The sequence below is a fragment of the Enterobacter cloacae complex sp. 394I7 genome, from assembly GCF_057320345.1.
Genome location: NZ_JBXWCR010000001.1, coordinates 839,529 through 860,008, shown reverse-complemented (window position 1 = coordinate 860,008; position 20,480 = coordinate 839,529). Strand labels below are relative to the sequence as shown.

Annotated in this window: 18 protein-coding genes and 1 other RNA gene; 8 read left to right on the top strand and 11 right to left on the bottom strand. The window is 53.5% G+C overall.

Translation table 11 applies throughout. The annotated features are described in order from the left end of the window. Window positions 1–269: 269 nt before the first annotated feature. From ycgZ to fdhF, 4 genes are all read left to right on the top strand, one after another. Window positions 270–509, top strand: a complete 240-nt coding sequence (gene ycgZ / locus AC2FAP_RS04175) for a regulatory protein YcgZ (RefSeq protein ID WP_020884368.1) — start codon at window positions 270–272, stop codon at window positions 507–509. A gap of 4 nt (window positions 510–513) precedes the next feature. Beyond that, complete coding sequence (locus AC2FAP_RS04170) at window positions 514–834, top strand: hypothetical protein (protein WP_020884369.1); 321 nt, start codon at window positions 514–516, stop codon at window positions 832–834. 29 nt (window positions 835–863) lie between these two features. After that, on the top strand, window positions 864–1,142 hold the full coding sequence (locus AC2FAP_RS04165) for a biofilm development regulator YmgB/AriR family protein (protein ID WP_014169732.1): 279 nt from the start codon (window positions 864–866) through the stop codon (window positions 1,140–1,142). A 192-nt stretch (window positions 1,143–1,334) separates the two neighbouring features. Further along, a complete protein-coding gene (gene fdhF / locus AC2FAP_RS04160) occupies window positions 1,335–3,485 on the top strand; it encodes a formate dehydrogenase subunit alpha (protein WP_020884370.1) in 2,151 nt (716 codons plus the stop codon). Between the two features lie 37 nt (window positions 3,486–3,522). On the opposite strand, the gene fliB is transcribed toward fdhF, so the two are convergent. From fliB to AC2FAP_RS04125, 7 genes are all read right to left on the bottom strand, one after another. After that, on the bottom strand, window positions 3,523–4,740 hold the full coding sequence (gene fliB / locus AC2FAP_RS04155) for a flagellin lysine-N-methylase (protein ID WP_047357325.1): 1,218 nt from the start codon (window positions 4,738–4,740) through the stop codon (window positions 3,523–3,525). Between the two features lie 110 nt (window positions 4,741–4,850). Further along, a complete protein-coding gene (locus AC2FAP_RS04150) occupies window positions 4,851–5,513 on the bottom strand; it encodes a response regulator transcription factor (RefSeq protein WP_047744524.1) in 663 nt (220 codons plus the stop codon). Window positions 5,514–5,560: 47 nt separating this feature from the next. Further along, the gene (locus AC2FAP_RS04145; RefSeq protein WP_014169728.1) at window positions 5,561–6,076 is read right to left on the bottom strand and encodes a fimbrial protein; all 516 of its coding nucleotides are present in this window, start codon (window positions 6,074–6,076) and stop codon (window positions 5,561–5,563) included. A gap of 8 nt (window positions 6,077–6,084) precedes the next feature. Further along, window positions 6,085–7,032 (bottom strand): fimbrial protein, encoded by a 948-nt coding sequence (locus tag AC2FAP_RS04140; RefSeq protein WP_449541581.1) that lies wholly within the window; start codon window positions 7,030–7,032, stop codon window positions 6,085–6,087. 2 nt (window positions 7,033–7,034) lie between these two features. Continuing rightward, window positions 7,035–9,560 carry a fimbria/pilus outer membrane usher protein gene (locus AC2FAP_RS04135; RefSeq protein ID WP_449541580.1) on the bottom strand — a complete coding sequence of 842 codons (2,526 nt, stop codon included), beginning with the start codon at window positions 9,558–9,560 and terminating at the stop codon, window positions 7,035–7,037. A 44-nt stretch (window positions 9,561–9,604) separates the two neighbouring features. Then, a complete protein-coding gene (locus AC2FAP_RS04130; protein WP_149376634.1) occupies window positions 9,605–10,282 on the bottom strand; it encodes a fimbrial biogenesis chaperone in 678 nt (225 codons plus the stop codon). 54 nt (window positions 10,283–10,336) lie between these two features. Further along, entirely contained in the window at window positions 10,337–10,867 is a 531-nt protein-coding gene (locus AC2FAP_RS04125) for a fimbrial protein (protein WP_020884377.1), read from the bottom strand. A gap of 451 nt (window positions 10,868–11,318) precedes the next feature. Between AC2FAP_RS04125 and AC2FAP_RS04120 the strand changes: the two genes are divergently transcribed. Both AC2FAP_RS04120 and AC2FAP_RS04115 read left to right on the top strand, forming a co-directional pair. Beyond that, complete coding sequence (locus tag AC2FAP_RS04120; RefSeq protein ID WP_025204381.1) at window positions 11,319–11,978, top strand: winged helix-turn-helix transcriptional regulator; 660 nt, start codon at window positions 11,319–11,321, stop codon at window positions 11,976–11,978. A 67-nt stretch (window positions 11,979–12,045) separates the two neighbouring features. Next, window positions 12,046–12,675 carry a winged helix-turn-helix transcriptional regulator gene (locus AC2FAP_RS04115; protein WP_044867629.1) on the top strand — a complete coding sequence of 210 codons (630 nt, stop codon included), beginning with the start codon at window positions 12,046–12,048 and terminating at the stop codon, window positions 12,673–12,675. A gap of 51 nt (window positions 12,676–12,726) precedes the next feature. Here the strand turns inward: AC2FAP_RS04115 and AC2FAP_RS04110 are convergent, their stop codons facing one another. The 3 genes from AC2FAP_RS04110 to ydiJ all read right to left on the bottom strand — a co-directional run bounded on the left by AC2FAP_RS04110 (window position 12,727) and on the right by ydiJ (window position 16,470). Further along, window positions 12,727–12,921, bottom strand: coding sequence for a YdiH family protein (locus AC2FAP_RS04110; protein WP_003857766.1), 195 nt, complete (start codon window positions 12,919–12,921; stop codon window positions 12,727–12,729). 85 nt (window positions 12,922–13,006) lie between these two features. Continuing rightward, on the bottom strand, window positions 13,007–13,417 hold the full coding sequence (gene menI, locus AC2FAP_RS04105) for a 1,4-dihydroxy-2-naphthoyl-CoA hydrolase (RefSeq protein WP_040017277.1): 411 nt from the start codon (window positions 13,415–13,417) through the stop codon (window positions 13,007–13,009). Continuing rightward, on the bottom strand, window positions 13,414–16,470 hold the full coding sequence (gene ydiJ, locus AC2FAP_RS04100; protein WP_047744520.1) for a D-2-hydroxyglutarate dehydrogenase YdiJ: 3,057 nt from the start codon (window positions 16,468–16,470) through the stop codon (window positions 13,414–13,416). The genes menI and ydiJ overlap by 4 nt, the downstream gene beginning before the upstream one ends. 197 nt (window positions 16,471–16,667) lie before the next feature. Between ydiJ and ydiK the strand changes: the two genes are divergently transcribed. Further along, window positions 16,668–17,783: an AI-2E family transporter YdiK gene (gene ydiK, locus AC2FAP_RS04095; RefSeq protein ID WP_020884383.1), complete on the top strand. Its 1,116-nt coding sequence runs from the start codon at window positions 16,668–16,670 to the stop codon at window positions 17,781–17,783. A 208-nt stretch (window positions 17,784–17,991) separates the two neighbouring features. Beyond that, an RNA gene (gene rprA, locus AC2FAP_RS04090) (antisense sRNA RprA) lies at window positions 17,992–18,099 on the top strand. Window positions 18,100–18,104: 5 nt separating this feature from the next. On the opposite strand, the gene AC2FAP_RS04085 is transcribed toward rprA, so the two are convergent. Beyond that, window positions 18,105–20,480, bottom strand: a complete 2,376-nt coding sequence (locus AC2FAP_RS04085; RefSeq protein ID WP_449541579.1) for a glycoside hydrolase family 3 N-terminal domain-containing protein — start codon at window positions 20,478–20,480, stop codon at window positions 18,105–18,107.

The window sequence follows — 20,480 nt, the reverse complement described above, 5'->3', positions numbered from 1 at the left end:
CGTGACAAATAATTTACATCTCAACCATTTACGGCACCTAACGCATCCGTTTCCTGCGTTGTACAACTTATCCATCACCGTGCGTATTGTACAATATATTCTGTAACGGAAATGCTTCATTTTCATGACCCAACCACCTGATAAACATAGAATTTATAAAATATATCACAATTATTTTAAAAAATTGTACATTTTCTATGTACAGATTTGGAAATTATGTATACCTTAAATGTAACGTTAGTGATTACATTTTTTTACAGGAGCGAAACATGCAGCAGAAGGATTATGTCGCAGATTCAGCAGCAGCGATCGCGCACTACTTCGAGAAGGCCGCGCTTCCTACCCAACAGGAGACGCTCGGTCAGGTCGTGGTTGAGATTCTTAGCGACGGGCGAAATCTGAATCGCAAATCGCTCTGTACCAAACTCTTAAGCCGCCTCGAAAAGGCCGATGGGCCTGAAGAGGAACAGCATTACCACATGCTGCTTGGTCTGCTTTTCGAACGGTAATGTTATGAACAGCAGTGATGCAGACCGACTGATTGACCAGCTTATCGGTGAAGCCGTTCTTTCTCTTTTGAAAGAGCGAGGCCCCGTCACAACCGAAGCTCTGGTTCAGCGTCTGCGGGATATGAAAGCGCATGAAAAGGATCCCCAGCGGCGGGAGACACTTGCGATGGTGATTGCCGACATCGGTTCAAACAACATCGCCCTGAAACGTCGCAGAACCGCGCAAGGACGAACTGATAGAGAGGGATCTCTCAACGTTAAAAGAGACAATGTAGTGCCGTTATTTGGAAATGGAAAACCGTCCGATCCAAGGAAAATACATTGACTGCAATTTTACAGCTACGGTGAGAACAAATGAGACAAAATATTCAGCTTCAACCCGAATACCATTCCGCTTTTTTAGAAAGCGCGCTGTCGGAATATTTCCGTCACGCAGGCGATCGTTTTGCTGAAGAGTCCGCTGTTTTTTCTACTGCAGTACGCTGTGTTCTGGCTTCTGAAGGACACCTGTCCAATAAAGCGATCATTCTGTGGCTGATCCAGACGCTGGAATCCACAAACGACGTTGTGCAGGCAGATGTCATTCGTAAGACCCTGGAAATCGTTGTGGGTCACACCATGGACGATCTCTAAAAACCCTCCCCTCTGTGAAGGCTAACGTGTCATCGTCAAAACTGACGATCGGGCTGACGATGACACGTTCCCTCCTCGTATAACACCCTGTAAAACCTACAAAGTAAATGTGGCATGGTTCCTGCTTACTCCCGTTTACGGGACTGGGCTATCCAGTCAACTTTGCTTCATTTCTTAACAGGTCTGTTATTGATGAAAAAAATCGCCAGCGTCTGCCCCTACTGTGGTGCAGGCTGCAAATTAAACCTTGTCGTCGAAAATAACCGTATCCTCCGTGCCGAAGCGGCCGAAGGCGTAACAAACCAGGGCACCCTGTGCCTGAAAGGCTTTTATGGCTGGGACTTCCTGAACGATACGCGTCTGCTTACCCCCCGTCTGACTCAGCCCATGATCCGCTACCACAAGGGAGAGGCTTTTACCCCCGTCACCTGGGAAGAGGCTATCCGCTATACCGCCCATAAACTCAGGAGCATAAAAGAGCAGTATGGCCCACGGTCCATCATGACCACCGGTTCCTCCCGGGGAACAGGGAATGAAACGAACTATGTGATGCAAAAATTTGCCCGTGCGGTGCTGAATACCAACAACGTGGACTGCTGCGCGCGCGTCTGTCACGGCCCTTCTGTTGCCGGGTTACAGGAAACTCTCGGCAACGGTGCAATGAGCAATTCCATTAACGATATTGAAAACTCAAAATGCCTGCTGGTGTTTGGCTATAACTGCGCCGATTCGCACCCCATCGTCGCCCGTCGGGTCTTAAAAGCCCGCGAAAATGGCGCGAAAATCATCGTCTGCGATCCCCGTCGCATTGAAACCGCACGCATTGCCGACCAGCACCTGCAGCTGAAAAACGGCAGCAACATGGCGCTGGTCAATGCGTTTGGCTATGTCCTTCTGGAAGAGGAGCTGTACGACAAAAACTACGTCGCGCGCTTCACCGAAGGGCTTGACGCTTATCGGGAAACGGTCAAAGACTACGCGCCCGAAAACGTCGAACATCTCACCGGCATTCCAGCCCGGGATGTGCGTCAGGCGATGCGGACGTTCGCGGCTGCGCCTTCCGCCACCGTCATGTGGGGCATGGGCGTAACGCAGTTTGGTCAGGCTGTAGACGTGGTCAAAGGTCTCTCCAGCCTGGCACTGCTGACCGGAAATCTTGGTCGACCTGCTGTCGGCGTTGGGCCAGTACGTGGTCAAAACAACGTTCAGGGCGCGTGTGATATGGGCGTTCTGCCCAATATGTTCCCGGGGTATCAGGACGTTACGAACCCGGCGGTCCGGCAGAAATTCGCCGCTGCCTGGGGAATCGATGTCGGGATTATGGACAAAGAGGTTGGAACGCGTATCACCGAAGTCCCTCACCTTGCGCTGGAAGGCAAGGTAAAAGCCTATTACATCATGGGCGAGGATCCGCTGCAGACTGAAGCCGATCTGGGGCTGGTGCGCCGCGGTTTTGAAGCACTCGATTTCGTGGTGGTTCAGGACATCTTTATGACGAAAACGGCGGAAGTGGCGGATGTTCTGTTACCTGCCACATCGTGGGGAGAACACGGTGGCGTCTTTACCTGTGCCGACCGTGGTTTCCAGCGTTTCGGTAAAGCCATTGAGGCCAGCGGCAACGTGAAACGTGACTGGGAGATCATCAGCCTGCTTGCTACCGAAATGGGCTATCCGATGCATTACGCATCCAACCAGCAGATCTGGGACGAGATGCGCGAGCTCTGTCCGCTGTTCTATGGCGTGACATACGAAAAAATGGGTGAAATGGGCCATGTGCAATGGCCGTGTCCAACGCTCGATCACCCGGGGACGCCGTATCTCTATAAAGATAACCAGTTCGATACGCCGAGCGGCAAAGGCCAGCTTTTTGCGGCAGCCTGGCGCGCGCCTGCCGAGATCCCGGACGAAACGTATCCGCTGGTGCTCTGCACCGTGCGCGAGGTCGGCCACTACTCCTGCCGTTCAATGACCGGCAATTGCGCCGCGCTGCAAAGCCTTGCCGACGAACCAGGCCGTGTACAAATGAACCCCCTTGATGCGGACAACCTGGGCATTAAAGACGGACAGCTGGTGTGGGTGCATTCCCGTCGGGGCAAAGTCATTACCCGTGCCAGCATCAGCGAGCGCATCAACGCCGGTGCGGTTTATATGACCTACCAGTGGTGGATTGGCGCCTGTAACGAACTGACGCAGGATAACCTTGACCCGGTCTCCAAAACGCCAGAAACCAAGTATTGTGCGGTTAAGCTTGAGGCAATTGAAGATCAGCGCTGGGCGGAAGACTTTGCGGCGTCGTCTTATCAGACCATGAAGACGCGGTTAATCACGGCGGTGAACGTCTGAGGAAAAAGAGGCTCGCCACGGCGAGCCTCGTTATACGTTAGCCAATGAGCAGCAGGCACGAGAGGTCGTCCCCACCGTTAATCTTATCGATAGCAAAATCCATACGGGCATCAATGGTCTGATTGTGCAGGGTCTTTTCTGAGAAGCTGGCGATGGTTTTCATGACCATCTGCTGGTCCAGTTGTTCATCCATTGATTTGACGCTCAGGAAAACTTTCAGGTAGAAAAAGTCCAGAACGATGCGATAAAACTGACGCATAATGGTGGCGGTATTCTTACCCGGGAAATAGCCGCTGTAGAGTTTGTACAACAGATAGTTGCGTAATACGTACGGCTCTGACAGACAGGATTCCTGGCAAAGTTTCCCCCACTGCTGGTTAATCGCGTCGAATTTCTGCGCCAGCCTGGCGGGATCGCTGTCATGGCTGAAATTCAAAAAGTCAGCAATTTGCCGATGCCCTTCGTTGATATACCCATCCCGTGCAGAATCTCGCGCCACGTTCGTGCCGAGGATCGACAACGCCAGATATTTCATCGCATTTGATCGCCCGACATTGCTTTCAGAGAGCAGCGATTTACCGCTCTGCAACGCTTCCAGCAAGGCTTCGTAAAAGCGTTCAACCTGCTCATACTGATTGTGCAAATCGAAGTTCACATGCTGTAAGGTCAGGATCAACTGAGCCAGCGCCATCAAATTTTCTTCAACATTCCTCGCTGGCGACTGGATTATTTTCCACGCAAGGAGATGAATGACCTGGCTGCTTTGAGGCATAGACTGGCGCTGACCAATCAGATTGGTTTTATAAACGGCCAGCAGTTCATCCTGCTCCTGCAATAACATCGCATCGGGGTCGAAGAGAACCCGCCTGACCACTTCCGGACATGAAAGGGTCATGCTGTGGCGAGTTTCATCCAGATAGCGGGTGGAGCTTCGGGGATAAGTACTGCAGGTGTGCGATAAGGCACTTTCACCTAAATCACGGTGTACCATACAAAGCTTATTTTCATCGATAAACGGACACTCCCCTTTTTCATCCAGTTTAATACGGGAATAGTTTACTTTGCCTTTACGCTGCAGAATCAGATTGTCTTTGGCGATTGCAGCGATACCAGGATGCGTTGATGAAAGATATTTTTGATGTGTTTTTTTATCAATGGAAATTGTCCAGCCGCGGCAGCAGGAAATTAAACATTCCGGGCCCACACACTTGAACCTGGTCACAAAAATCGGTTTCAGGGTTTTATGAATTTGCATCGCTAATTAATCGTTATATAAAACGTAAAAATAACATGCTGCAGATGCAACTCTAAAGTTTCATAACCGAACACTTGTTTCCGTTATTCCTGTCATCAATAAAAGTGCCTTTACGCCTCCAGACAGGGGCGGTCCTGTAAACCCTGTCTCACAGAATCACGAAAAATATTGGGGGTGCCGTTTTTCTTCACCATCCTGTTGAGCAGCGCGATAAGCTCATAATCACTTCGCAGGTTAAATTTTTGCATGATCATGTATTTGTGCGCAAAAACGGTCTTATAGCCGATCTGTAACGCGTCTGCCGTCTGCATAACGGATAAGCCTTTATACAGGTTCATGACGATGCGTATTTGCTGCGGTGATAATATCTTATGCTCGCAATCGAAACAGGACGTTTTCTGCAGCACATGCCCCTTCAACTGCGCTTTACGCCACGCGCCCCCTACCGTCTCGCCAATCATGTCAAGAGAGGCCCTGCGGGAAATGAAAATAATATCCTGATAACAGGATTGCGACGCCGTAGAGCGTTGCTCATCGTCAACCCAGCCGATCACAATGCCTTTTTGCCGTGACTGTAATTCCGGAAAACAGGTCAGGGTTTCCCCCTGGCATAAAGAGAGGACAATAATATCCGCCGTGCTGACGTTATGCGGCGTCATTTCATAATCAAAGTGAATGCAGTCATTAAAATTACGCCAAAAGAAATCCATAAAAAAATACTGCAGACCAGACTGAAATAACGAATCCGTCTCGCTAATTAAAATATTCAACATAGACCACACCGACGGGAAGCAAAAATGCGCGAGAAATCCCGCGCGACTTAATTGTACTGCAGCGTAATGACCACCACTGCGCTGAGGGTGCCGGGCGTCGCCCTGCCTCCGGTGGATATAACCGCAGCCTGCATGGCCATCTTCGCCGTCCGGTCTGAGGCAACATATTCCGTCATGCTGGAGCCGTTCCCTTTCAGTATGCCACTTCCGGCCTCGCGCATTGCTATCGCCACGTGGGTGGCCGTACCGCGGTTAATGTAATAGTCGGCGCCGGCAACAGGGTCGGGTGTACCCGTAAAGGTAGCGGTGACGCTACGCGTCCCCACCGGACATTGGGTAAATAACAGATCAAACGTAACCGGGTCTGAGGATGATCCAGGCGTCACCATATTACTCGCCTGGATATTGCCCAGATTAATATCGAGATTCGTATTGCCGTTATTAAACAGGCAGGGTGAGGCCACGATATTTCCGGTGACCCCGATATTTACGCTGTCTGCACATAGCGCTTTGCCGCACAGTAAACCTGACACAAGCAACGCCGCGGGAATTATTTTCATCATCTCACCGGTTATTGATAGGTTATCGTGAGCGTGGCTGACGCATTTGCCGAGCCTGACTCCACGGTGGTTAACGTCTGGTAATAGCGCGCGGTTAACGGAAGCGTCTCCTGTCCTCCCGCAGACTGTTTTAATAACAGGCGACCGTTCATCACCAAAGGTGAACCGTTATAAAGCAGTTGAACCCCTACCCCTTTTGCCGTACCGGCATTCCCTTGACCGGTTAATGCCATGACGCTGGTATTGGCGCTGTCCGGATTTTGCATACCGCTGAGTGACACACTGATATTGGTGCCGGCACTGCAGGTTAACCCCAGATTTTGCGTATTTTGGGCGCCGGATGGCGTGGTTCCAATAACGGAGCCAAACGTTGAGGCCGGAATATCGCCTATCGGGAACGTCAACTGCGCCGTCGTTATCGTGCATGCCAGCGCATTAATTGTGCCGTCAGTTAACTGGACCGTCAGACCGTCACGATAAACACCGTCACTTCCCTGAAGCGCCACGGTTCCGATAACGCCCGGCGTTAAAGCGCCCGACGTTACCGGGCCGGTCACCACCAGCTCAACTTTTCCACCAAACCAATCCACATACGACGTCACCGCGTTATACGAAAACGTGTAAGCCGGGTTTTCAAAATAATTCCCCGAGGAAAAGCGAATACCAATACCGCTGACATTGGTGGCATAAACATGGTTACCGTAGCTGCTCAGGTTCCCATTGTTATATCGCATACTGAATCCCAGCATCAGCGGGTTAGAACATCCCGTTAAATAGGTTCCCGTTGATGAGGCGGCGCGAGAAAAAATAATGGTGCCCACAGGGGCATCACGCTGCACGTTAATCGTGCCCACAGATATCGTCGATATTTGCGGCGTGATGGTTGTACAGGTGCCGGCACGGGCGCTATTCCACCCGCTCAGTAAACAGAGCAGGATCAGAGATGAAGCAAATTTCATTTTTAACCTTCCTGGCGGCAAAGCGCGTTAACGTCAGTTATTCCGCCGTAGGTGGGTTGTGCAGGCAGGCTAAACTGTGCGCGGCACTGCTGACCGGGTTGATTTCCCCAGGTTGCCACGATTTCTCCCTGTCCGGGCAGTCCCGTTAAATAGACCTGACCACGGTCGCCCACAATAAAGCTGCTGTTGCTGTCGCCTTTGAGCGTGACGACCGCACCAAACGGAACGGCATATTGCCCATCGGACAGGGTCATTAGCACCCGGCGCCCGATTTTAGACTTATAATCGGCTTCCACTATCGCCCCGCGGGTCGGTGTTACGGTGCGCGTATTAATCTCAAGTTCCACGTCATCCGGCATAGTTTCCGGCTCAAGAGTGATGTCGTTTTTTCGGTATACCGACAGATTGTTAACCACTGTATACCCGCGGAAATCCGTACGAACCCCGGGTTGATTGCGAATATCGACACCGTGTGCACCCGGCGCTTTCACCAGGATATTGGTTTCACCGAGCGGCTGCGAAAGCGTGATGCCGTCACGGTGAGCAATGACGCCCCCCTGCAACCCGTAATTCAGGCGCTCGTTGTGTTTGTCGTAGCTGTAGCCCGCGACAATTTCGCCATAGGTGCCTTTATAGTCGCCGTTCAGGTTGCCGGTATTTCCCGTGCCCTGTGTGCCATAACCTTGCTGCACGTTCCAGTTCAGGGCGCTGTTTTCCAGAGACACGCCGTTCAGCCCGACCACGTGCGTCGTGCCGTTGTGCTTACTGGCGTTCATGCCATAGTTAGCCCAGGTACGCGGCAAGAATTTGTCCAACGGTACGCTGACGTTAAAGGCCAGCAACCGATCGTGGTCCGCGTTTTGCGCGCTCCCGCGTCCATTCTTGCTGTAGGTCCAGGTCAAACCGTAACTGACGTTGTTCCAGTCATTGTTGTAGCCCACGCTCCAGGAGGCCATCGCCTGACCAGAATTCCAGTAATCCTCGCGTGCGGCGCTGAGCGTCAGTGAACCCAGCGCGCCGCCCAGCGCCTGGCTCATGGTCAGTTCAGCACGGTTACGCCGCCGGTCCTGCAGGGCACTGCTGTCGCCGTAGGAATCCAGCACGTCCTGCATCCCGTAATAGCCACGGGTTGAATATCGGTATCCCGCAATTGAAAAGTTTGTCCCGGTCTTCGCCATATTTTTGCTGTAACGCGCGCGCAAGGACTGACCGGATGTTTTGTCGGTGTTATTCGGCGTTGACCAGGCCTGGGTCACGTCGGCAGAGATCGCGCCGATATCCCCCATGTTTTTACCGATGCCAAACGCCACTGAACGGTATTTATCAGACCCCTGCATCCCACCGTAAAGGGTGATGCCGTGCTGAATCCCATAAATACCGGTGATTTGACCAAAAGACGTTTTCTCCACGCGGCTGTTGTAGGCGCGATACTGCCCGGCCGTCACCGCATACTTCAGTCGTCCTTCCCGCTGCAGGACCGGCAGCGAGGCATAAGGCAGCGTGAAATGCTGCTCACTCCCGTCAGCCTCTTTGATGGTCACATCCAGATCGCCTGCGCCGCCGGTGGGATACATGTCCGAGATTTCAAACGCGCCTGGCGCCACGTAGCTCTGATAAATTTGATAACCATTCTGGCGGACCACCACCTGCGCATTGGTTCGCGCGATGCCGCGGACCACGGGCGCATAGCCTTTAAGAGAGTCCGGAAGCATGTCATCATCCGAGGCCAGCTGACCGCCGCGAAATGGCATACTGTCGAAAACATCCGCCGGTGCGGTACTGTCCCCAATAATCAGCTGTGCTTTCAGCGGAATAACGGCGCGCTGCGCATAGGTATACACGTTGTCCCACCGATCCTCACCGGTGGAATCCCGTGACCAGGTGGTGTAATTACGTAAGCGCCACGGCCCGATATTGACCCCGGGGCGCAGGTTGGCGTACTGGCTATCATTCTGGCTGCCACGAGTGTTCTTCGCCCACGCGTTTGCTCCGCTCAGACTGTAATTAAGCATGGCGGCATTAATCCCCTCATCCCACATCTCTGGCGGAACCGCGTCCCTGGCTGGCAGGTCGATGGCGGTCTGAGGAATGCTGATCACCAGCCGCTGTGCGCCAAACTGAAAATCGCTGCTGGCCTGCGGGATCGCCTGAAGGTTTGCGCATTCACCGTTGTTCGCCGCCAGCTGCGGGAAAAGCGTGGTTCTCACGCCCCACTGTTTTAACTGGTCAAGGCTCAGGCACGGCCGGAGGACGTCATTGCCCTTTTCGTCTTTTACTGCAGTAAAGGTGATATCGCGGGTCGCCATTAGCTGGTCATCAAGAACAATATCGACGTGATAGGTGCCGGGTGCCTGCGATCCGGATTCAAATGCCGATAAATCGGTTCTCCCTCTTCCTGGATTATCAAGTTCAACCAGTTCGGCATTAAATGTCTCACCGGCAAAAAGCGCCTGCGATGAACCTGCAAGTATTAATCCGATCACTGTCGCCAGGGGTGCAGGTCGAGCCCGAAAATAGTGTATTGCCATCGCTTTTAACTCATTTATGACAGGCAATGCCCGCGTTTCACCGGTTATAAGGTTGCCTGATGCGGGCCCCCAGGGCTGCCGAAGTCATTAATCACTTTAAACGTCAGTACACTGCCGCTGGCCCCCTGCGGTAACGTGAAACGGACTGAGCCACCGGGTAAGACATACGACACGTCATCGATTTTTTTACCCCCAAGGGTGATTTCATTAAAATTGATGACATACGCGGTCGGGTTATTAACCTGAAGTTCATTCCCGGTTCTGCGCCAGCGTAATTGACTGGCCTGTTCGTCAGGCGTGGACGCGTGCAGCTCAGCGGGCCGATAAATCAGTTTGATGCGCGTTTTAACCGCAATTTGTAATGCGTTCATCTGCGTTGAGGCAGACGGAATCGCTTTAATATTCAGCCAAAATAAACTTTCCCGATCCTGAGGCAGTGCCCCCGTCATCACGATGCGCTCAACGTTTTTTTGCCCGCCATCCAGACGATACAAAGGCGGCGTAATAATAAAAGGCACCTTGCCTGACGCCCCTTCCTGCACGTCGATCCATGACTGAATTAAATACGGCGTACCATCAGGGTTATTCACACTGAGTGACGTTTCCTTTTTAGCGCCATCAAAAATAATGCGCGTACCACCAATAATGACGCCGGCATGAGCCGTTGACAGCATCAGAGATAACAACGCTGTTGCCAGTAAAGGGGTTCTGAAAAAATACATTCTGTTCCTCATAAAATTGGGGGCCGGGGCGGCCCCGACGTTCAGGCAAAAGAGCTAGTTATAAACCACCGAGAAGTTGGCGACAGAATTCGCCGGGCCCGCCGTGACGCTGGCCGTGGTCGAAATATACTGGGCATAGAAATTGAGCGTATTGTCTGCGGAGCTGCTGAGCATGTAGGTGTAACCATTGCTGCCATGCAAAGGCAGGTCGGCTTTATCCGCGGTCATCAGGTTGATCGCCACGCCCGTTGCGGCACCCGCCACGGAGGTGTCAATTGCCAGAAGATTGCTATTAGACGCATCCGGAGTACCGTCAAAGCGCACTTTGGCGTTCGTGACCGAGACCGGACAATTTTTCAAAATAATATCGAATTTCGTTGCCGCGGTTCTCGCCCCCGTCGCGGTAAACTCTGTTTTATAATAATCCCCAAGTACAACCACCTGGTTCTGCGATGCCACATCAACATCACAGGCAGAATCCAGAATATTTCCGTTAAAATTAACGGTACCTGCAGCGGCAAACGCATTGGCCATTGTCAGTACGGAACCTGCTGCGATCGTTGCCAGAAGAAGTGTTTTTTTCATCATGCTATATCCTGCATCACTTTATTTATTATTAACATTCAGACAAAAAGACGCGTCGGTTTTTTCACCCGCTTAATGTTTTGCCTTTTACAGACAGCAGCGAAAAAAATGAAATAACTTTATTTCATTAAACGTCTGAAGACGCATATGACTTGCTGTCGATGAAATAAAATTTATACAACTCCGTTGACGTCGACAATCATTTTCGGAGTCTTTCCGTAGACCCGTAATTAACAAAAATAAAACATTGTAAATAAGGAATGCCTTATGCATATAACAGGCAGTCTATTAATAGACCGGAGTGTTAAGATCATTAAATTCAAAATGTTAGTCAGGATAATATTGAAAGTCTACTTTTAGACCTGTGCTGCATATTCCCGTAGTCGCTGTTTTTTAAGATAATTCTCTACGCCGGTCACCCATGATCGCAATGAAAGCAGTGGAGCACCTTATGAACACGCGAATGACAGCGGTCCTCACCGATGTAAAATCTACCGTACTGGATTTAAAGCCGTATGCCCATATTGATAAGTTAATCAGTACTGTACTGCCTTTTACGGAAAGGCATATTCTCGCGAAAGGCGAAATTATTCAGTATCACAATAATGATGTTCGCCTCTGTTTTTTGCTGTTACACGGCAGCGTTGCGCTGCATCGTCGTGGCGATGGTATTGTTTTAAACTCAGAGTCCTCACCTTTTATTCTGGGTGTCAGCAGCCAGTTCTCCTCTGAACATCTGTACGTCAGAGCGCTTGAAACCTCAGAAATAGCGCATGTCTCTCTGGATAATTTTAATAAGATCGTGGCGGAAAAAAACTTATGGGAACATTTTTCAAAGCTACTCATCTATACCGCCTCCCGGGTATACGAGCACTGCGCGCAAATATCGCAGATGTCAGCCTATGACATTATCCGGTTTCAGCTGGTCGAACTGATGCAGGAGCCAGATGCCGTACGGAAAAACATCACGGCAGCAGCGTATATCAAGAGTCGAACCTACCTTTCACGCAGTGGGATTATGCGTATTCTCGCGGAACTGCGTACCGGAAAGTACATCACGATGGAGCGTGGCGTGCTGCTGGAAATCCGTCATTTACCACGTAAATACTGATTGGCCTCGTGTTTACGATAAGGAGTAACGCTATAATCAGGGGGGTTATCGCTACGGGTTATAGGTTATGTCCTCTACTGAAAAAACGCATCGTGGTTCTCCTTACGCGCGAGAACTGATTTCATTCCTGCAACCCTACTGTACCACGCGCAATGTTGCTCCCGGCGAACAGCTGGATCTCCAGGTGAATGGCCAGAGCGTGTGCTATTTGATCCTCGAAGGCACCGTTGCTATCTACCGCAGAAGCGACAACATGATGCTCACCACCGCACGTAGCCCGGCGCTTTTTGGCCTCGCCAATCTGACAGACATCTACTTCAATGATTATCTTAAAACCGTGACCCCCTGCCTGACGGGTATGCTTACCACCGTTCAGGTGGAAGCCGTTATCAAAGAGAATGGGTTATGGGGGTTGTTGTCTAAGCACCTGATGTTTGTTTATAACCGGCTATACAATAATGTGATGCCTCAGGGCGCGCCCACGGCCTATGAGATGATTCGCCAGCAATTGATAAAGCTGATGGATGAAGATGAGAGTTATCGCAACGCCATCACCGCAGAGCGGTATATTCGCGAAAAAACCCAGCTGTCGCGCAGTGGGGTAATGCGTATTCTGGCGGATTTAAAAACAGGCGGGTTCATTGAGATAGAAGATGGCAGGCTCGTTAAAATCAATAAACTGCCTGCCCGGTACTGAACGTCAGATACAAAAAAGACCGCTGACGCGGCCTTTTTTTTACTGTCACGATCAATGGACGTGAACGCCCAACCGCCAGGCAAAGTAGATCTCTTCTTTAAGCTCATTTGAAGAGAGCGCCAGCAAATCTGTGAACTCCAGTTCAAGCTGTTTCAGCTTTTTCAGGTACTGCGCCGGAGACAGGTTGCTTTTATCACGACGTAAATATTCAATTGCCAGCTGTGTTGGGGTTATTTCAGTATCCATGATGTCCTCGCTTATGTACAAAACCTGACCAGTATATCACAAGAGGCTGGCTAGTTTTTGACCAAAGGCAAAACATCTGAAAACTTTACACGACCGCCGTCGTCAGTCGCGACGAGCAGCAGAGCCGATCCTGCTCGTCAAGAATGTCAATCTGCCACACCTGATGGCGGCTACCGGCGTGTAGCGCGCGACAAACGCCGCGCACCCGTCCACTTCGCACCGAGCGAATATGGTTCGCGTTCACCTCCAGCCCGACGACCTTTTGCTCCCCTTCGGTGCAAAGATAACCCGCCACGGACCCCAGGGTTTCGGCCAGCACGACGGATGCGCCGCCGTGCAATAAACCAAACGGCTGATGCGTGCGATGATCGACAGGCATCGTGGCCTCCAGTTCATCCTCGCCAATATGCGTGAACTGAATGTCCAGCAGCCCTACCATATTCCCCTCGCCCATGGCATTCAGCGCCTGCAGCGTCACGGCTCGTTTCCAGATCATCCAATTATCTCCAGTAAAGCCTGTAATGGGTGACGCACTCCGTTCCCTTCAACCCGTTTCACCTGGCTTCGGCAGGAGTAGCCCGTGGCCAGACAGCGGTTCCTCGGCAAACGCTGCATCGCCTGATGCCACGACAACTCATAGATACCGAGCGAGTTCTCGTGGTTTTTCACTTCGTGCCCGTAGGTACCTGCCATGCCGCAGCAGCCCACGTTGACGCTCTCAAGCTTCGCCCCGAAGCGGGCAAAGATAGAAGCCCACTGCGCCGGGGCGCCCGGCAGTGCCGTCACTTCCGTGCAGTGGCCGAACAGATACCACGATTCACCGCTCACATCCTTCACGGTCGCCTGTTGCAGCGCCGCCGGCAGCCACTCGTGCACCAGCATGACGTGGAAATCACCGCGTTGCTCCCCCAGCGTCTGCTTATACTCATCGCGGTAGCAGAGCACCAGCGCCGGATCGACACCGACCATCGGCATCCCTAGCTGCGCCACCCGGTTGAGGAAGTCAGCGGTTTTCCGCGCCGTTTTCGCAAAACGGGTAAGGAAACCTTTAATGTGCTGCGCTTTGCCGTTTGGTGAGAACGGCAGTACCACCGGCTGATAGCCCAGTTTTTCTACCAGACGGATAAAATCGGCTACCACCTGGGCATCGTAGTAACTGGTAAACGGATCCTGCACCACCAGCACCACATTGGCTTTCTGCTCAGGGGTCAGCGCCTCAAGCTGCTCCAGCGTCATATTCGCCGAGCGGTGCCCCACGAGCTGACGCTGTAGCGAAGGGACTGACAGCAGCGGCAGGTCCACCATCCCGATATGTTTTTCGGAAAGCTTTCGCACCAGCGGCTGATTGATGAAGAAGTTAAAGGTCTTCGGCGCACGCGCCATCAGCGGGGCATAGCTCTCCACCGTCGCCACCAGATGGTCACGCATTGGACGCAGATAGCGGGTATGGTAAAGCTGCAGGAACCGTGAGCGAAACTCCGGCACATCAATCTTGATCGGACACTGGGTTGAGCAGGCTTTACAGGCCAGGCAGCCGGACATGGCCTCCTTCACCTCGTGGGAGAAATCATACTCGCCTTTGTTCGCATGCCAGCTGTTGCGGGTACGTTCAATCAGCGAGCGCAGACTGGCGCGTTTTTCCGGCAATTCCTGTTCCAGCTTCAGCGGATCAACCCCGCGGTCGGCCAGCAGACGCAGCCATTCGCGGACCAGCGTTGCGCGGCCTTTGGGCGAGTGAATACGGTTACTGGTAATTTTCATCGACGGGCACATTGGGCTTTTCACGTCGAAGTTGAAACACAGACCGTTACCGTTACACTCCATTGCACCGCGCCAGGAGGCGCGCACCGCAATCGGGATTTGTCTGTCATAGGTGCCGCGCTTGACGGCGTCCACCTGCAGCATTGGGGCATCGACGCCCTCTGGCGGGCAAATTTTACCCGGGTTGAGACGGTTATCCGGATCGAATGCCGCTTTGACCTTACGCAGCTCAGCGTAGAGCGCTTCACCGAAGAACGCCGGGCTGTACTCCGCGCGGAACCCTTTCCCGTGTTCTCCCCAGAGCAGACCGCCATATTTCGCGGTCAACGCCACCACATCGTCGGAGATCTGCTTCATCAGGATCTCCTGCTGCGGATCGCACATGTCCAGCGCAGGACGCACGTGCAGCACCCCGGCATCCACGTGGCCGAACATGCCGTAGCTCAAACCGTGGCTATCCAGCAGGGCGCGGAACTCAACGATGTAATCCGCCAGATGCTCAGGCGGGACGCAGGTGTCTTCAGCAAAGGGAATCGGTTTGGCCGCCCCCTTCGCGTTGCCCAGCAGCCCCACTGCTTTTTTACGCATCGCGTAAATACGCTCAATGCCGGAGAGTTCGCTGCAAAGCTGCCAGCCAATCACCCCACCTTCGCCTGCTGCAATCAGTTCGTCCAACCGCTGACAGAGCGTGGTGACCTGGCTTTCAATCAGCGCTTCGTCATCGCCGGCAAATTCAACGATGTTAAGACCCAACATCTCTTTATCAGGTACATCGGTGATAAGCTCACTCACCGAGTGCCAGACGATGTCTTCCCGAGCCAGATTAAGCACTTTAGAGTCGACGGTTTCCACCGACAGCGCCCGCGCGTCAACCATAAAGGGCGCATTGCGCAGGGCAGAATCGAAGGAGTTGTATTTGACGTTCACCAGCCGACGCACTTTCGGCAGCGGCGTAATGTCCAGCCGCGCCTCGGTAATAAATGCCAGCGTCCCTTCGGAGCCGGTCAGCACGCGGGTTAAATCAAACTGCGTCAGGTCATCGTTAAAGACATGACGCAGATCGTAGCCGGTTAAGAAGCGGTTCAGTTTAGGGAATTTGTCGAGGATCAGCTGGCGGTTATCGCGACAGCGCTCAAGCACGGTGCGGTAAATCCGCCCGTTGGCCGTGTTGTCTTTACCCAGCGTTTCCGCCAGTTCGACCGGCATCGGCTGGGTATCCAGGATATCGCCGCCCAGCAGCACCGCGCGCACGCCAAGAACGTGATCGGAGGTTTTACCGTAGACCAGCGACCCCTGCCCGGAGGCATCGGTGTTAATCATCCCACCGATTGTCGCACGGTTGCTGGTAGAGAGCTCGGGGGCAAAGAAGTAACCATAAGGCTTGAGGTACTGATTAAGCTGATCTTTGATGACGCCCGCTTCGACACGCACCCATCCTTCTTCGGGATTGATCTCAATGATGCGGTTCATATAGCGCGACATATCAATGATGATGCCCTGGTTCAGCGCCTGACCATTGGTGCCGGTGCCGCCGCCGCGTGGCGTGAACACCAGCGAGGTAAATCGCTCCTGCGTTGCCAGTCGCGCAATAAGCGCCACATCGGCCGTTGAACGGGGAAACACGACTGCATCGGGAAGAAGCTGGTAGATACTGTTGTCGGTCGCCATTGTCAGCCTGTCGGCATAATGTGTGGCGGTATCCCCTGTAAAACCCTGTTGCTCCAGTGCCTGCAAAAAATTAAGCACCAGCTGAACGACGCCAGGTGCCTGAGAAATCTGTGGGATCATTACTGTCGACCCTAATTAGAGGTGTGAAATCGTTTGCGTGTATCGTAAAAGTTTTATCACATTTTTTTCTTATACGCTCTGCAGAATTACAGGCAGAATTCGCCTGTCAAAAATCGCTGAAATCATTAATGATTAGAGAATCGCGGTTTTCCGTTCCCGCCAGCCACGCTGGTGTTCAATTAAGGAAAGTTTCATTTATGGTCAATCTTCGCCAGCCCAGGGATGTTGCGCAAATTTTGCTGTCGGTGCTGTTCCTGGCCCTCATGATTATTGCGTGTTTGTGGATCGTTCAACCCTTCATTCTCGGCTTCGCCTGGGCTGCAACCGTTGTGGTTGCCACCTGGCCTTTACTGTTACGGTTACAGAAACTGCTCTTCGGACGTCGTGGGCTGGCGGTCCTGGTGATGACGTTGCTGTTGTTCCTGCTGTTCATTATTCCCGTTGCGTTGCTGGTCAACAGCCTTGTCGACTCCAGCGGCCCGGTGATTCGCGCCGTGACCAGTGGCGATCTGACGCCGCCGGATCTCGCCTGGCTTAACAGCATTCCGGTTGTTGGCGCAAAACTTTACAGCGGCTGGCATGGCCTGCTGGAGATGGGTGGCAGCGCGCTGATGGCGAAAGTGCGCCCGTATATTGGCACTACCACCACCTGGTTTGTGGGTCAGGCGGCGCACATTGGCCGCTTTATGATGCACTGTACGCTGATGCTGGTCTTTAGCGCCCTGCTGTACTGGCGCGGTGAGCAGGTGGCTTTGGGCGTTCGTCATTTTGCCACTCGCCTGGCGGGCAAACGGGGAGATGCCGCGGTTCTGCTGGCGGCGCAGGCCGTGCGCGCGGTTGCGCTTGGCGTCGTGGTAACGGCGCTGGTTCAGGCGGTGCTGGGCGGTATTGGTCTTGCGATTTCTGGCGTGCCGTACGCCACCGTCTTCACCGTGGTCATGCTGATGACCTGCCTTGCGCAACTGGGTCCGTTGCTGGTGCTGGTACCCAGCATTATCTGGCTGTACTGGACCGGAGATACCACGTGGGGCACCGTTCTGCTGGTCTGGAGCTGCGTGGTCGGCACCATGGATAACGTTATTCGTCCCATCCTTATTCGCATGGGCGCAGACCTGCCGCTGATCCTTATTCTCTCAGGCGTAATTGGTGGATTGATTGCCTTTGGGATGATTGGTCTGTTTATTGGTCCGGTGCTTCTGGCCGTGACCTGGCGTCTGTTCTCCGCCTGGGTGCACGAAATCCCGCCTCCGGGAACGGACCCGGACGTGATTTTGAGCGAACTGGAAGAGCTCGAAGATAAGAACAAGCAGTAATGGACAGGCCGGGTAACGCAGTCGCGTACCCGGCCTACATATTCCCCTTCAATACTTAAACGTTGCTAAAGTATTTATTCGTTGCGCACTGGTCAGACCCGCTATTACGGCTCTAAGTCCCCTATTAACCTCAAGAAATCTTTACGTCTCTTTAACTATTGAGACGAATCTGATCGACGCTAAAAGCTGACATGCCTACTATTAGGACACGGTTATAAATCAACACCTTGATTTATAAGCATGGAAATCCCCTGAGTGAAACAACGAATTGCTGTGTGTAGTCTTTGCCCATCTCCCACGATGGGCTTTTTTTTATCCTGATTACGCGCGGCTGACGTCACAGGTGCTGAGCATCCGCCATTCCGTTGACAATACACGGGTTTCCCCGGTCACATTGACCGTCACCACCTCGCGAATATCCGCCGACGATGCACCAATCTGCAGCTCAAATTCACCCGGCTCGACGATCCGTTTGCCGTCACGACGGGTAAAGTTGAACATCTCAACGGGCAACGTAAAGGTGAGCGTGGCGGTTTCACCCGGTGAGAGCGTGACGCGCTGGAACGCCTTCAACTCCTGCAGTGGCCGCACCTGCGTGGCGACGTTATCCCGGACATAGACCTGTACCACCTCGCTGCCGCTGCGCTCACCGGTATTGGTGATATCCAGGCTTACGACCACCTCGCCGTCGATCGGAACGCGGGGTTCAGCCACGCGCGCCGTTCCCCAGCTAAACTGCGTCCAGCCGAGACCGAAGCCAAAGGGATAGCGGGAGCCAAAATGGAAAGCGAACGGTGTGCCGCCACTTTTGAGCTTGTGGTTGTAGTAATAGGGCATTGCTCCCGCGCTTTTCGGCACGCTGACCACCAGACGCCCCTGCGGTTCAGCGCGGCCCGTTAATACATCCGCAATCGCCCAGCCGCCCTCCTGCCCTGGCGCCCAGGCCATCATCAGCGCGGCGACGCTATCTTCCAGCCCCTGAAGGTTGTAAGGCCTCCCGCCGGTCATGACCACGATAACCGGCTTGCCGGTGGCCACCAGCGCAGCCAGCAATTGTTGCTGTACGCCCGGCAGATTCAGAGAGTCGGTATCAGAGCCCTCCCCGACGGTTCCGCTCTGGAACAGCCCGGCGAGATCGCCAACGCAGGCCACCACCACGTCACTCTCCTGTGCGGCTTTTACGGCTTCAGGGATCAGGTCGGTACGCTGCGAAACCGGAGATTGCTGCATAGGTTTACCGCCGCTGTCACCCGGAAACACCGGCGCACCCGCCATCCGTTTTTCGATAATGTGACAGCCTTTGGCATAACGTACCCGCGAGGCCCCCAGATACTGCTCAAGCGCCGCGCGCGGTGTCGTGACCTGCGAGGTCTCTTCCACCATGTCGCTAATAATTAGGTGCACCGGAAAACTGTAACCGCTGAGGAGCGCCAGCGGATCGTCTGCCGTTGGCCCGACGACCGCCACGCGAGGGTTGCCGCCGAGGGGCAAAATGCCGTTATTCTCAAGCAGCGTCAGCGAACGGGTCGCCACTTCCCTTGCAACCTGACGCGTTGCCTCATTTTGCAAATCGATGCCCTGTTCATCGGCATACGGTTTTTCAAACAAGCCAAGACGGAATTTTTCGGTCAGGACGCGTGCCACTATTTCATCGACTTTCGCCATGGAAATCAGTCCGCGCTCAACGGCTTCTGCCAGATGACGCGCGCAGTCATCTTTTGGTAGTTCGACATCCAGCCCGGCATTGAAGGCCAGCGCTGCAGATTCGGCGGCATCGTGCGAGATGCCATGATGCTGGTGCAGCAGGCTCACGCCGCCGTAGTCCGCAACGATGATCCCATCGAACCCCCACTGTTCACGCAGCACGGTTGTCATCAGGAAGTGGTCGCTGTGTCCGGGCTGGTTATCGATATCGTGATAGGCAGGCATCACCGAACCGGCATTGGCCAGCTTCACCGCCATCTCAAACGGCAGCAGGAAGGTGTCGTTCAGTTCGCTAAAGCCAAGATGCACCGGCGCGTGGTTGCGTGCCCCTTCGCTGAAGGAGTGGCCCACATAATGTTTGAGCGTTGCCAGAAGATCGCGCTTATCGCCCTGCAAACCCTTCACGTATGCCGTGGCCATCACCCCCACCAGCCACGGGTCTTCTCCGAAGGTCTCTTCGGTGCGTCCCCAGCGAACGTCGCGAGAGACATCCAGCACCGGGGCCAGCCCCTGCTGGCAGCCAACGGAACGTGCTTCTTTGCCAATCTGTTCTGCCGCACGCTGCACCAGCTGCGGATCCCAGGTCGAACCGTAGTTCAGCGACGACGGGAACAGCGTGGCATCTTTGCACAACAGCCCCACCAGGCACTCTTCATGGAACAGCGCCGGAATACCGAGGCGCGTCTCTTCCATCATCATGCGCTGCAGGCGGTTAGCGGCACGCACGCCTGTTTTCGCATCAACAATATGGGTGCCCAGTGGACGCGTGATCTGTCCCACCCCCAGTTTCAGCCGTTCGCTAAGCGCAGCCTGTTCGCTCACGCCCGCGAATTCATCGCTCAGATCGCTGCGTTCGCGGTGGTTACCGTTTTCATCGAGGATCAACCAGTAGGCATGCATCTGGGCGAACTTCTCTTCCGGGGTCATGCGTGCCAGTAGGTCGGCGACGCGTTCATGCACGGGACGTCCCGCGTCCTTATAAATCGCAGTCAT

Coding starts and splice junctions, on each gene's coding strand:
- ycgZ (WP_020884368.1), top strand. CDS start 270: ATGCAGCAGAAGGATTATGTCGCAGATTCAGCAGCAGCGATCGCGCAC.
- AC2FAP_RS04170 (WP_020884369.1), top strand. CDS start 514: ATGAACAGCAGTGATGCAGACCGACTGATTGACCAGCTTATCGGTGAA.
- AC2FAP_RS04165 (WP_014169732.1), top strand. CDS start 864: ATGAGACAAAATATTCAGCTTCAACCCGAATACCATTCCGCTTTTTTA.
- fdhF (WP_020884370.1), top strand. CDS start 1,335: ATGAAAAAAATCGCCAGCGTCTGCCCCTACTGTGGTGCAGGCTGCAAA.
- fliB (WP_047357325.1), bottom strand. CDS start 4,740: ATGCAAATTCATAAAACCCTGAAACCGATTTTTGTGACCAGGTTCAAG.
- AC2FAP_RS04150 (WP_047744524.1), bottom strand. CDS start 5,513: ATGTTGAATATTTTAATTAGCGAGACGGATTCGTTATTTCAGTCTGGT.
- AC2FAP_RS04145 (WP_014169728.1), bottom strand. CDS start 6,076: ATGATGAAAATAATTCCCGCGGCGTTGCTTGTGTCAGGTTTACTGTGC.
- AC2FAP_RS04140 (WP_449541581.1), bottom strand. CDS start 7,032: ATGAAATTTGCTTCATCTCTGATCCTGCTCTGTTTACTGAGCGGGTGG.
- AC2FAP_RS04135 (WP_449541580.1), bottom strand. CDS start 9,560: ATGGCAATACACTATTTTCGGGCTCGACCTGCACCCCTGGCGACAGTG.
- AC2FAP_RS04130 (WP_149376634.1), bottom strand. CDS start 10,282: ATGTATTTTTTCAGAACCCCTTTACTGGCAACAGCGTTGTTATCTCTG.
- AC2FAP_RS04125 (WP_020884377.1), bottom strand. CDS start 10,867: ATGAAAAAAACACTTCTTCTGGCAACGATCGCAGCAGGTTCCGTACTG.
- AC2FAP_RS04120 (WP_025204381.1), top strand. CDS start 11,319: ATGAACACGCGAATGACAGCGGTCCTCACCGATGTAAAATCTACCGTA.
- AC2FAP_RS04115 (WP_044867629.1), top strand. CDS start 12,046: ATGTCCTCTACTGAAAAAACGCATCGTGGTTCTCCTTACGCGCGAGAA.
- AC2FAP_RS04110 (WP_003857766.1), bottom strand. CDS start 12,921: ATGGATACTGAAATAACCCCAACACAGCTGGCAATTGAATATTTACGT.
- menI (WP_040017277.1), bottom strand. CDS start 13,417: ATGATCTGGAAACGAGCCGTGACGCTGCAGGCGCTGAATGCCATGGGC.
- ydiJ (WP_047744520.1), bottom strand. CDS start 16,470: ATGATCCCACAGATTTCTCAGGCACCTGGCGTCGTTCAGCTGGTGCTT.
- ydiK (WP_020884383.1), top strand. CDS start 16,668: ATGGTCAATCTTCGCCAGCCCAGGGATGTTGCGCAAATTTTGCTGTCG.
- AC2FAP_RS04085 (WP_449541579.1), bottom strand. CDS start 20,480: ATGACTGCGATTTATAAGGACGCGGGACGTCCCGTGCATGAACGCGTC.